Annotated in this window: 11 protein-coding genes and 1 pseudogene; 6 read left to right on the top strand and 6 right to left on the bottom strand. The window is 37.1% G+C overall.

Annotated features, from left to right (window positions below):
- Window positions 1-23 precede the first annotated feature (23 nt).
- Complete coding sequence (locus QWY87_RS02415; RefSeq protein ID WP_290287794.1) at window positions 24-446, bottom strand: hypothetical protein; 423 nt, start codon at window positions 444-446, stop codon at window positions 24-26.
- Between the two features lie 302 nt (window positions 447-748).
- Here QWY87_RS02415 and QWY87_RS02420 point away from each other — a divergent pair, with 302 nt between their 5' ends.
- Window positions 749-1,603, top strand: a complete 855-nt coding sequence (locus QWY87_RS02420; RefSeq protein ID WP_290287795.1) for a helix-turn-helix domain-containing protein — start codon at window positions 749-751, stop codon at window positions 1,601-1,603.
- Window positions 1,604-1,615: 12 nt separating this feature from the next.
- Here QWY87_RS02420 and QWY87_RS02425 read toward each other — a convergent pair whose 3' ends face one another.
- A complete protein-coding gene (locus tag QWY87_RS02425; protein ID WP_290287797.1) occupies window positions 1,616-3,673 on the bottom strand; it encodes a helix-turn-helix domain-containing protein in 2,058 nt (685 codons plus the stop codon).
- 233 nt (window positions 3,674-3,906) lie between these two features.
- Between QWY87_RS02425 and QWY87_RS02430 the strand changes: the two genes are divergently transcribed.
- The 4 genes from QWY87_RS02430 to QWY87_RS02445 all read left to right on the top strand — a co-directional run bounded on the left by QWY87_RS02430 (window position 3,907) and on the right by QWY87_RS02445 (window position 7,227).
- Complete coding sequence (locus QWY87_RS02430; protein ID WP_290287798.1) at window positions 3,907-4,506, top strand: ankyrin repeat domain-containing protein; 600 nt, start codon at window positions 3,907-3,909, stop codon at window positions 4,504-4,506.
- 22 nt (window positions 4,507-4,528) lie between these two features.
- Window positions 4,529-5,671 carry an acyltransferase family protein gene (locus QWY87_RS02435; RefSeq protein ID WP_290287800.1) on the top strand — a complete coding sequence of 381 codons (1,143 nt, stop codon included), beginning with the start codon at window positions 4,529-4,531 and terminating at the stop codon, window positions 5,669-5,671.
- A gap of 2 nt (window positions 5,672-5,673) precedes the next feature.
- Window positions 5,674-6,714, top strand: coding sequence for a serine hydrolase domain-containing protein (locus tag QWY87_RS02440; protein ID WP_290287801.1), 1,041 nt, complete (start codon window positions 5,674-5,676; stop codon window positions 6,712-6,714).
- A gap of 279 nt (window positions 6,715-6,993) precedes the next feature.
- On the top strand, window positions 6,994-7,227 hold the full coding sequence (locus QWY87_RS02445; protein WP_290287802.1) for a hypothetical protein: 234 nt from the start codon (window positions 6,994-6,996) through the stop codon (window positions 7,225-7,227).
- Window positions 7,228-7,450: 223 nt separating this feature from the next.
- Here the strand turns inward: QWY87_RS02445 and QWY87_RS02450 are convergent.
- Window positions 7,451-7,855: pseudogene (locus QWY87_RS02450) on the bottom strand (ORF6N domain-containing protein); the annotation flags it as partial.
- Between the two features lie 531 nt (window positions 7,856-8,386).
- On the opposite strand from QWY87_RS02450, the gene QWY87_RS02455 reads away from it, so the two are divergent.
- Window positions 8,387-9,352, top strand: a complete 966-nt coding sequence (locus tag QWY87_RS02455) for a helix-turn-helix transcriptional regulator (RefSeq protein WP_290287803.1) — start codon at window positions 8,387-8,389, stop codon at window positions 9,350-9,352.
- Here the strand turns inward: QWY87_RS02455 and QWY87_RS17845 are convergent.
- From QWY87_RS17845 to QWY87_RS02465, 3 genes are all read right to left on the bottom strand, one after another.
- On the bottom strand, window positions 9,321-9,584 hold the full coding sequence (locus QWY87_RS17845; protein WP_435389486.1) for a 3-hydroxyacyl-CoA dehydrogenase NAD-binding domain-containing protein: 264 nt from the start codon (window positions 9,582-9,584) through the stop codon (window positions 9,321-9,323). The two genes, QWY87_RS02455 and QWY87_RS17845, sit on opposite strands and share 32 nt — an antisense overlap.
- 53 nt (window positions 9,585-9,637) lie before the next feature.
- On the bottom strand, window positions 9,638-11,092 hold the full coding sequence (locus QWY87_RS02460) for a DUF1254 domain-containing protein (RefSeq protein ID WP_290287804.1): 1,455 nt from the start codon (window positions 11,090-11,092) through the stop codon (window positions 9,638-9,640).
- Window positions 11,093-11,190: 98 nt separating this feature from the next.
- Window positions 11,191-11,913 carry a carbonic anhydrase gene (locus tag QWY87_RS02465; RefSeq protein WP_290287805.1) on the bottom strand — a complete coding sequence of 241 codons (723 nt, stop codon included), beginning with the start codon at window positions 11,911-11,913 and terminating at the stop codon, window positions 11,191-11,193.
- Window positions 11,914-11,975 lie beyond the last annotated feature (62 nt).

The following is an 11,975-nucleotide window of genomic DNA, read 5'->3' on the forward strand; positions in this document are numbered from 1 at the left end:
AATTAATCTGATTTATAGCGTAGCTAATACCTCACATCCATAGTAAATCCGAGCCCTATGCCTTTGAGCCTTTTTTTCATTTTTAGCAGTCGCTTCCCGTCTTTTGCATCTAAACCGAATCCTGCGGCTAGATAAGCAATTAGTTCTTCTGAAAATCCGGTATAATCCGTTTCATCTTGGTAAAAATTGGCCCGCTCTTTATGCAATATAAATAAATCTTCAAACAATAACTTATGCGAAGCTTTACCTTCTGAAGGATACCAAATATCGATATCCAAGGGCCTATAATGTAGTTTGTTGTTTTGTGAAGTATTTGGTTTATACAGTCTCGTAGAATCAACCAAATGCATGGTTTTAAACCCGGCAATGTACTGGGAACCATTTTGGGCAAAGCCTACAGAAAGGATTGAAAGGCATAGAAGTGTAAATACCTGAATTATTTTCATAACACAAATATAATCGCCTCCAACTCATGCAAGAATTAAAGTTCTGTTAATATAATCACACTTTAAATCAAGGTAAAGAAGATATGATATTATGCAGCATTATGACTTTAGGATATCCCTTGACGCATTAATCCTTGAATGATAATGAATTTTAAAACGATTATTCCTCCTATACAAATTGTAGTGATCATGATTTCTATTTTTAGAATTTACAAAGCGAAGGTAAAGGCAATTTCAATGAATGATTACGGCGTAGCATGCCCGAGTCTAATTTTCACTATTTTTACTCTAATTAACAGCATATGAAAAAATATTATTCATTGGGGGAACTTCTGAAAGAATACAGAAGGATGAATCATTTATCTCAATCTGATTTGTCGATCAAAATGAATGCGGATATTAGGACGGTTCAGCGATGGGAAAAAAATGAAACGATTATTAAGGAGGAGAAGGTAGCAGAATTGGTTGAGGAAACTTTATTACCTTTTCAGCTTATAAGAAATTTGAATGCCAATGATCCGATTCCTACTTATTTTGACTTTAAGACTCAGAAGTATTCTTTATCCGAATTAGCAATTGATCTTCCGGATGCTTCCTGGTATAAGTTGAAAATGAATGCTAAAACAGACAGAATAAGAGCCATTGATTTAGATTATGATTTTGAATTTTTGATGAATGCGATGCAAATCTCTGAAGTCTGTCACAAAAGCATGCTGGCCTTATTAAAAGAGGCTTTGTTTCATCTTCCGAAGGTAAATATGCTTATAACAGATGAATTAGGTTTTTACGCGGGATTTTCTTTGGTATTGCCTATTAGTGAAAAAGCCTATCTTGATTTAAAAAGTCAAAAAATAAAGCCAGATGAACTTAATGAAACACATATTGTGGACCCTGATTTTCAAGAGAAGTGTATTTATTTGAGTTTTCATTTGACTGCTGACAGTAATGATAATATTCAATACCTGGTAGGAGCTCTATTGGAATTTTTTGACAAAATAAATGAAAAAGACTACCTGTATTGTATGATTGAAAATAGAAAGGACTCTTATCATTTACCAGAGCAACTTGGGCTGAAAGAGATTTGGAATGATGTCAGTGAAAATGATTTTCAAAGTTTTTTTGAAGGGGATTTTAAGGTGTTTTTAAAAGGGGCTTGAATAAATTACGATCTACATCAAACCTTTTTCTTCCAAGGATGCTTTCAATTTAGTATGATCTTTCCAAAACTGGTCTTCAATCTGATTCATCACCTCCTCAAAATCAGGATGACTTTTAAGGGGCTCAAGGATGGGGTCTATTTCCATAAAAACCAAGATCCAATACTGAAAATCTTTTTGTGTTGCAAAAATTTTGAGCTGCTCAATGGCCTCATCATTTTTCCCTTCAAAAGCATACTTTGAAGCCATACTGGCACTTTTATAAATAGACTCGTCGTTTTCACAATATTCGGAATAGGATTTTTCAAATTCCTTTGCCTGTGCATCCAACCCTTCCTTTTGGTAGACCCAACTGATTTTGAGATCCTCATGAGAATACATGTCCAGTCCGTATTTTACTCTGGCATTTGCAAAACTTTCATAGTAGGTAAAAGCAGAATCATATTCCTTCTGAAAGTAATAGGCTTTACCTATTTCCTGTAAAATATCCAATCGGGTACTATCTTTACTATATTCATAAATCAATCGATTTTTAGTCTCTTCTAAATCTCTGTTCTTGGCATACATAATATATGTTTTTACCAAAGGCGAATAATAATTGTTTGGATTGTAGTCAAGTGACATGTCGATATAAGTAATGGCCTCATCCACAAAACCAGTTTGAATAAGGGCATTACTAAGATGCAGATAGACATAACTTTTAGCAATCGAATCATTGGCTCCGATATTGAGTTGAATACCTTTTAAAGCGTATTCCAGATATTTGCTGGTATTAGGTATGGCACGGGCATATAAATCAGCCAGCATTTGAATCACCGGTGAAGAGTTAGGATTGTATTCCAGTGCTTTTTTAAGATAAGGAAGGGCTAACCTAAAGTCTTCAATAGTCATATAGTAAAGGGCCTTTGAAATAAGACTTTCTGCAGATTTCGAATCATAAAGAAGTGCCTTATCCGAATAATTATTGATGTCTTCTGTGTGTTGTTTATCGGCTTGATTTAAATCCATGAAATAATATGCAATGGCGGTATGCGCATAGGCCAAGGCAAATTGATCATCGTTTTCGATGGCCTTCTTAAATAAGGGAATGGCCATTACCAGGCCTTCCGTGGATCTGCTATAGTAAGGGTCAAGTGCCTGAAGGTAATAATCATAGGCCACCAAGTTTTCAGTCGGTATTTTCTCAATTTGCTGCATTTCTGCTGGAGTGACCATAGCCTTGATTGCAGTGGCTATTTTTTTGGCTACTTCATTTTGCAGTGCGAATACATCCCCCACTTCACGACTGTATTGTTCCACCCAAATGGGTCTGTCACTTGAAGCTTCGATTAATTGGATGTTGAGTAAAACCTGATCTCCAATTCGTTGTCCGCTTCCTTCTACCAAGTAATTGACGTTGAGTTCTTCGGCAATTTCCGGAATACTCATAGTAGTTTCCCTATACTTTTCAACGGAGGTTCTACTTATAACTCGAAGGTCTTCAATTTTTTGAAGTTTGTTTAAAGATGATTCCATGAGACCATTGACGAAATACAGATTCAAAGAATCGTTACTTTCATTTTTGAAAGGTAATACTGCAATAGATTTTTCCACTTCACTAGGCTTGGTATCTTTTTTATTGTTGAAAAGAAAAACAGATAGAACAATTAGTATCGCTGATGCTGTGCCCAAAATCAGCCATCTGTATTTGCTAAAAAGGTTGGTCTTTTCTTTAGCAGGCTCATCTTCAACTTTTCTTTTGCCTGCCTCACCAGGGGGGTATCCATAATATTCTCGAAAACATTTGATATAATAGGAGGTACTTCCAAAACCCACTTTGTAAGAAACCTCAGAAACCGTCATGGAATTCTGTTTTAGCATTTCCATGCTTTTCACAAGTCTTACTTGACGCATAAATTGACTCGCAGATAACGTGGTGTCTTTTTTGATTTTTCTCAGTAAGTTAGAACGACTCATGTTCATGACTTCTGCTAATTCTGAAACTCCGAATTGTTCATTCGAAATATTTTCCAGAATAATCGCTTCTGCTTTTTGAATAAATTCCGATCTGGTTTCTGAGGTATTTGACATGCCAAATTAAGTTCCTACGAAAGTAGAAAAATTTATGTAGATGCTAGCTATTAATCTAGCTACAGATTTATCGAAAAAAAGAGTTTTGCGTCATAATTTATATGCTTGCGTCATGTTTTTCACACCTTCATCAAACTTGATATAGATTGCTGCATAGCTGATTGGTAAGGCCTGCAGGCTTGTCGCATCTTTGTATCAACAAAAAAACATTAAAACTTTAAAAACTTAAAAAAATGAAAACACAAAAATTTAATTCCTTAAAAACTGTATTAAGCATGTCTTTAATAGTGCTATTATTTACGAGTGCCTGTGCTCAATCCGGAGGCAGTGCCAAAAAAGATGCCACTAATGGTTCTCAACCAAAAGAAGTTGTTAATGCTCCTGATATGGATTTGCAGGCTGCCGTCATGAGCGGTAATCTGGAAGTTGTTGAGCAACATATTACAGCAGGATCTGATTTAAATAAGAAGGACCAAATGAGTGGCTCTACTCCTTTAATAACTGCTACAACTTTTGATCAAAAAGAAATTGCAAAAGCATTGATCGATGCAGGTGTAGATCTGTCTATTACAAATAATGATGGTGCAACCCCTTTGCATGTAGCCGCATTTTTCTGCCGAGTTGAAATTGCTCAGTTCCTAATTGATGCCAAAGCAGATAAAAATGCCAGAAACAATTTTGGTGCAACACCAGGAGAAAGTGTGAGTGGACCATATGCTGAGATTAAGCCTATCTATGAAATGTTACAACAACAATTAAGCCCGATTGGTTTACAACTTGATTTGAATGAAATACAAGAGTTGCGTCCGGTGATGGCCATGATGTTACAATAATTAAATCTAAACAATTTTCAAAATGAGAGCAGAAAGAAGACACGATATAGATTGGTTACGGGTAATTGCCATTGGTTTGTTATTGATTTATCATATAGCCATCATTTTCCAACCATGGGCGATGTTCATAGGCTTTATCAAAAGCGATGAATCACTTCAATCCCTATGGAAACCTATGACCATGCTAAACGTTTGGCGAATTCCACTTTTATTCTACGTTTCAGGGATGGGGCTCTATTTCGCCATGCGCAAAAGAAATTGGAAACAGCTACTTCTTGACCGGACAAAACGAATTTTGTTACCCTTCGCTTTTGGCATTGTGGCTATTGTTCCTTTACATATGTTTATTTTTCAGAAATACTATAATTTGCCCCTGAGTTATTATCCGCATCAAGGCCATTTATGGTTTCTGGGGAATATCTTTGTGTATGTAATTTTACTTTTGCCACTGTGTTATTATCTAAAGAAGAACGAGGATGGGTTAATTAAAAGAGCCTTATCCACTATAATGAGTCATCCAGGAGGCCCTTTATTGATATCCTTATTTTTTGTCATTGAGGTTTTGTTGGTAAGACCCCAGCTGTTTTCATTGTATGCCCAGACCTGGCATGGTTTTTTTAATGGACTTCTTGCCTTCTTTTTCGGTTTTCTTTTAGTCTACAGTGGTAAGACGTTCTGGCAAACTGTATTGAAATGGAGGTGGTTGTATGTTGGTGTAGCCATCGTACTATATGGAATTAGATTCATAGTATTTGCGACTGAAGCACCTTCATATCTGACGGCTATTGAATCTAATTGCTGGATTTTAGCAGTATTCGGATTTGGCTATAAGTACTTGAACAAACCGAGTAAAACACTTACCTACTTGAGTCAAGCCGCTTATCCAGTATACATCATACACATGTTTGCACTGTACGCAGGAGCTCTGTTTATTTTACCATTGGAGATAGCTCCGGTACTGCAGTTTATTGGGATTATCATGTTTACATTTACAATGTGCTATTTTATATATGAATTCATCATCAGAAGGATTCGTATCTTGAGGCCTTTATTTGGAATGACGGTCAAAAATTCAAGGAAACCAAGTCAGATAACAAACGAAATACCACAGGAATTCATATTAGAAAATAGCAGTAGTGAATTCAGTGAAGATTTAATAAAATAGGTATGAATAAGAAACAAATAAAACGATTACTCAGAATAGTATTAATTATGGCAAGTATAGGCTCTTTGTATTTCGTGCCATGGATTTTGGTAAAGGCTTGGATATTACCACTACCTGATTCGGTTCAAGAACAAGTAGAAGAGGCCATAGATCATGGATTTGATGGGATGATCGTATATGTAGACGAAGGTGGCAAACCTCCTGTATTTTATGCCTCAGGTTGGAAGGATCGAGAAAATAAGATCCCTGCCGACCCAGAGGCCTTATTCAAGATTGCCAGTATCAGTAAGTTATATGTGGCTGTTGCGATCACAAAATTGGTCAATGAGCAACGTTTGTCTTTAGATAAAACGCTCGCTGATTACTTTCCGGAACTTGCAGGAAGAATAGAAAATGCTGATAGAATTACCTTGAGATTGATGGCGCAACACCGGAGTGGCATTCCCAATTTTACCAACCATCCGGGTTTTTGGAATAATCCGCAGGAAAGCAGTAAAGATGTGCTTGAATATGCACTTGATTTGCCGGCTAACTTTGAACCAGATGAAGACTATGAATATTGCAATACCAATTATTTGTTGCTTTCCAGACTCATTGACAAGGTGGTGGGTTATAGCCATCATCAATATATCCAGGAGGAAATATTGATCCCTCTTGGGTTGAACAATACGTTTTTTTCGCTTAGTGAAGTGAATATAGACGATTTGATGAGTGGCTATTATGTTGGATATGAAGAGGATCTGAAGACGAATGATTATGGTTCAATGATCGCTACAGCAGAGGATATCGGTATTTTCTTAAGGGCATTAAATGAAGGGTCGGTGTTTAAAGAAGGCGGACAGGAAATCTATTCTTCCATTTACGTCTACGAGCATGGTGGTCTGATTCCTGGCTATCAGAGTCTGGCAGAATACCATAAAGACATCGACACAGTCGTTATTCAGTTTATAAATACTACTGACTTTAATGGATATGATTGGAATTTATCAGAAATCGTAATTAACCGTATTGTAAAAATAGTGAGGAGAAAGAGGGCTGATTAGTAATTTTATAGCTTCTCACAAAAAAAGACGCACGAGTGAACTCGGCGTCTTTTTTTGTTTCGTCAGGAGGGATTAGCTTGGTTGGTTGATAACGTTTCCAATTCTATTCATTAAACTTATGCAGGCCGCTCTTAAAACTAGTCCTAATTCTTCAAATCAATGATAATTGTCATTTGAATACAGTTTCAATTAAATTAATTTTGGGTAAAGCACGAGATTAAAATGGGAGGAGAAGGCAGTATGCAGCATATGATCACCACATTGCGTAATAACAGTAATATGTTACGCAGGAAAGGAATGTTTCAAAGAAAAAGGTCGTTTAGAAGCATAAAAAGAGAATATCAGATCGCCTCAAAAGGCATAAATACATCAAAAAAGCTGTCTAAAGAAGCGTTACTTCAGATTAGAAATAAAGTTATTGAGAACAGGAGAAGAGAAAATATGAAGACCTTCATTATTCTTTTTATCATAGTAGTTTCAATTATACTTTTGGTAGTATATATGATCAATTAAAAATTCCATCTTAACCAATTGTCAATTCATCCAGTTTTTTCAGAGTCAAATTGATCAATAAAATCGTCTTATTCCGTTAGAAAACAGGCTACAGCAATTTCAGATACAGCGTTTTGGTTTTCGGTATCTTATAGGATACTTTCAGAAATATTTTTTGTTTTCCCGAAGAGTTTAACTTCACGGGTCCCGAGAGACTCCGTTCCTGCAAATGAATCTGCTTTACTTAGCTTTTGTATGATTTTTTAAAACCTATTTTTGTTATTGGTTTTTCTTTCTTCTCGATTAATTCGTCTAAGTATTGAAAAACAAGATCAATGTTTTTATTTTGATTGGACAAATTCTTTTTAATTTCTTCGATTTCTAGTTTTATGTTTAGATTATCTGTGAGCATTTTTCTGATCTTGGTAAATACTCTAATAATTCTAATATTTACAGCAATTGCTCTTGGACTATTTAGAACACTTGATAACATTGCTACTCCTTGTTCCGTAAAAACATATGGAGCATATCGTAACCCCATTTTGTTTGAAGAATTGGAGGTGACAAATTGGCTCCTCCAATTTGCAAATTCCTCTTTAGTGAGTTCAAACATAAAATCTTCTGGAAACCGATCTGTATTCCTTTTTACTTGTCTTTTTAGGAGGGATTAGCTTCGCTGGGCCCTGATGCTCCCATGTTGAGAATCAATATTTTTATGGTTTCACCATATCACATCTTTCTCTTACCATAAAAAAAGCAAGCTGTTTTTTCTGGCTCGCTTTAGATGTGCTTTTGAAAATATTGATTCATTTGTGGAGATACCGGGATTAACTTCGTTGGTCCCAAATTACTCCGGTCCTGCAAACCTGTCGGCCGAAGGCGGATAAATCTGCAAATTTCTTGGCAGGAACAATACATTTTTAATCTGGGGATACAGATCCTGGTGTGAATAAATACGTGTTTGACCTGAGTAAATAACTGAATTTTTTTGCCTACTTTGTCATTTTTTACTATTGGTTTATCTTGTTGTTCAATTTTCAGGGTTAAACAGAAGCTATTTTTGTTATGATTAAATCTAAATATTAAAAGAAGATTTTAATATCTATCCTTCTTGAAATAGTTGGATTTCCATTTTCCTACCCTGAGGCGTTAGCAACCAAACAAATGCTTAAATTTAAAAATGCGGCACATTGAACTTAGCTTTATTGATTCAAAGGAATCATTGTTAAATGAGATCAAAAGACATTTTCCTCATGGAGTGATTTCGGAAGAAGGCTTTAGCCTGAAAACGAATACGGAAGAATTCAATTTTGAGGTCATTGATTTTTTCAGTGATGTCCATATCGCCCTTTTCGATTGTACTATGGGCGTTGACACAACAATTACAATCAAGCCAAATCATCTGAAGTCATTGGTGGTCCGGTTCATTTTGGAATCAAGCATCGTTTACGGAGATGAGCTGACTGCGATCGGTGAAGGTTTGGAAAATGGGGTCAGCCTTTTCAATACCTATACGGAGCAAAAAATTGTAATCCGTAAAAATAGAACAGTAAAGTGGATCGCTGTCCACATACCTATAGAAGAATGGATCGCGTTTACGGAGTCAAAATGGGAAATGCTTGATGAAATTGTGGCAAATCCCGCTCCCTGGATCCTATTTGAGAACATGACTCCGAAGTTCTCGACATTGATGAAGGATATCTTTTCATACCGAAAACTTGAGGTAGGCAAAAAAGGGCTGATCTCATCCAAATCGATAGAATTGACCACGCATTTTTTTATCCAGCTTTACAAAAGGCATTCAGATAATGAAAAATATGGCATTCCGGACGTAGACTTGACCAGGCTTTTTGCCATAAGACAATTGTTATCAGAGAATATTGATGCGCCTCCGGATATGGAAACCTTGAGCAGGACCTTTGCCATGTCGTCAAGCAAATTAAGGTCCAACTTTAAAAAAGTATTTGGAATGCCTCCTTACCAATACGTATTGACAGAAAGATTGAATGAAGCTTACCGCCTTCTGGAATCAAGTTCCAGATCCTTGACCGATATCGCCTTAACGCTTGGGTTCAATGACCAGAGCCATTTCACAAAAAGCTTTAAAAAAACATTCAATTGTCTGCCCAGCAGCGTGAGACAATAATTATTAACTTCCTTAGCTCTTTTTTGATTGGGAAGGGAACCATTCCAATTTCGTTGGCAAAAGCTACTACACGATCAAAAATCGCACTGTCTGTTGCACTGTGCCCCATAACTTCTCCGAAGTTCGTATCCCAAATGCCATTGACGAAATGCAAAACCAGGAACTTATCTGGTCTATCCGTGTATTCAGAGTAATCACTGGGCAAAGTAGAAGAAGAAGTCGTTGTGAATATGGTCTTCTCCTCCTACTTTCATTATATTTTTAATCTTCATTTCTCCGTTTGTTTCATCGATTATTATCCAATGGCTCAATATCTCCCGGCACCCATGTTTTATCAAAGAACTCCTGTTTTGGTCCGTAAAATCTCAAATAGACAAAGAATCCAGTCTGTTCGTCCGTCTTAATCCAGTTGCTTTCTATTCCTTCCGGAGGAGTGGGTCCCATATAGAGATCAATACTTCCATTTTCATTAACCTGCAGGTCACCATAAGAATCTAATCCAGCATCTTCTGTATCTGTAACGACCATTGAACGTGTTTCTGAGTTATAAACCATCAGGGACCAAAAATTGACTACAGGAACATCCGGTGGCAGGGTGAGCTTATAATTCTGGGATCCGTCCAACCACGCTCCATTGCCGTCTTTGTAGGCGGCAAAATACTGTGACCCCACACCGACATTTTTGGCTACCATTCCATTTGCTGTAAAACAGGCCTGGTGGGTGTAGGTAATTCTTGCTTCAATGTCTAAGTAATTTTCGGTGTAAAAGGTAGGGCGTTCTGTTAAGAAAATCCACTCCCATTGACCGTCAGTATAGGGATTCTTATTCTCGTTGCGTGACGAATATGCGATGGCCCTGGCCATAGCGTTTCCGGTTTCTGATGCTCTTTTGAACAATGCTTTCATTTTAGTATCGGGAGAAAATGGCTGGCCGTTTTCAATTCCCAATGAACTGAGCATGCCCAAATAAGCCATGTCGATATCCCGAACATTTTCTTTAGTAAATATTTTCCCCAATTGATCAAAAAACCGCTCATCTGTAGGAAATGTAAGGTCTGCGTGGATATCAGAAACCATTTTATAGGTCATTTCAGGCTGATCGTCTATTTTACTTAACGGATAAGTCCTTATTTGTTTAAGGTCATCCACAGGTGAAGATCCGTCATTTCCCTGAAAGGCCCTGACTAGCCAAATATTCATGAATGTAGTCGATTCATAGGTGTAATATCCATCTGGAATTTCACCCTTGTAATTTGGGGGCAGAATCAAATATTTTCCCCCTGCTCCTTTATCCGGTCCAGCCAGACCAACATCAGTTATTGGGGCATACCAAAGGTCATCTACCATTCCCAACAGGTTCTCTGGGAATTCAAGGACAAAAGGACCTGTTTCAGATAGATCAAAATAGCCGACTGAATAAATGGATTGAGAATTTCCTGTAAATACAATGGTCTTTGGTGTTGCTGATTTCTCCCAAATATTCGCGGTATACATATCGGCACCATAATCCCTTTGAAGGCCTTCAATGAAAGAATAGGTTGCTACGGCAGGAGTTGCCCATAAATAGGATTGAACTGCCCTTTGATAATCCAATTCTTCAAAAATCGACGGCATATCAGAAGTTACAGGATATCCATTCTCGAATTTGTATTGATCTTTTTCCATCGAATTTTCTTCGGTGCTATTAGTGCATGAACTTATTATCAAAACACTCAGCGCTAAATACATTATTTTTCTCATGATTCTATATTTTAATTATTAGACAACAAAAGTACTTCTGCTAAAGGCCTCAAAATTGTACAATACGGCAAACCATTGGTAAAAAATGATATAATTGATCAAAACAATTCTCTCATCTTTTCGTGGTGTATATCCCTATCATTGATTTCTTGCGTGTCCCTGTAGTTGTTTTTTGGCATCAAGGTTTGCAAGGCTTCAATTTGAGCAGGCGAGGCACTGCTGGCGTTCTTCACAACAATCCAAAGCACATCCTGGGTACAAGGGGGTGTCGTTAGAGAACCTTCATAGGTAAATACATCAACACTGTCCATACCGAATATGTCCGAAACTTTGGATCCGAGGTTGTAACTTTCATTTATTTCCAGGGTCTCACCTACTTGTATTGGCAGGTAATTATCCAGGAATGTGAATGTTGGGTCAGGCTCTCCTTGTTGAACCAGAAGGGCAAGAACAATATATGAGTCTGTTTCTTCACAGTGGTGAACAAGATGAATCTCTAAAGGGTAGCGAACGCCATTAATCGTGTGCTCAGAAAGAGCGTGAAAATGAAACTGAATCATTTTAAATTTCTTTCCTTCATATTCCATTGTATTGAGGTCTCCGTCAAAATTATACTGAATTGTATGTCCGTTGTTCGTTATAGATCTAATCGTTGTTTCATCCTCATAGATCATTTCATCGATTTTCCCGAGGAAATTCCCTGGAGATGTTTCGACATCGATTATATTAATTGGAGATTGATGTAAGCCATCACATTCAGAATCCTGCTCCAATTGGACCCAGTGCTCTGGTCCACTCTCGCCGCTGTAGTCCCACTTCACATGTTCTGATTTCTGTTCTGGCAGCTCTGAGTTAGATGTGCCTTTTGGACTCTCACAACTTG

It is taken from the genome of Lutimonas halocynthiae, assembly GCF_030409835.1.
Lineage (GTDB): Bacteria > Bacteroidota > Bacteroidia > Flavobacteriales > Flavobacteriaceae > Lutimonas > Lutimonas halocynthiae.

Excerpts from the sequence above, each read along its gene's own strand:
- QWY87_RS02415 (WP_290287794.1), bottom strand. The coding sequence starts at position 446 with ATGAAAATAATTCAGGTATTTACACTTCTATGCCTTTCAATCCTTTCT.
- QWY87_RS02420 (WP_290287795.1), top strand. The coding sequence starts at position 749 with ATGAAAAAATATTATTCATTGGGGGAACTTCTGAAAGAATACAGAAGG.
- QWY87_RS02425 (WP_290287797.1), bottom strand. The coding sequence starts at position 3,673 with ATGTCAAATACCTCAGAAACCAGATCGGAATTTATTCAAAAAGCAGAA.
- QWY87_RS02430 (WP_290287798.1), top strand. The coding sequence starts at position 3,907 with ATGAAAACACAAAAATTTAATTCCTTAAAAACTGTATTAAGCATGTCT.
- QWY87_RS02435 (WP_290287800.1), top strand. The coding sequence starts at position 4,529 with ATGAGAGCAGAAAGAAGACACGATATAGATTGGTTACGGGTAATTGCC.
- QWY87_RS02440 (WP_290287801.1), top strand. The coding sequence starts at position 5,674 with ATGAATAAGAAACAAATAAAACGATTACTCAGAATAGTATTAATTATG.
- QWY87_RS02445 (WP_290287802.1), top strand. The coding sequence starts at position 6,994 with ATGTTACGCAGGAAAGGAATGTTTCAAAGAAAAAGGTCGTTTAGAAGC.
- QWY87_RS02455 (WP_290287803.1), top strand. The coding sequence starts at position 8,387 with ATGCGGCACATTGAACTTAGCTTTATTGATTCAAAGGAATCATTGTTA.
- QWY87_RS02460 (WP_290287804.1), bottom strand. The coding sequence starts at position 11,092 with ATGAGAAAAATAATGTATTTAGCGCTGAGTGTTTTGATAATAAGTTCA.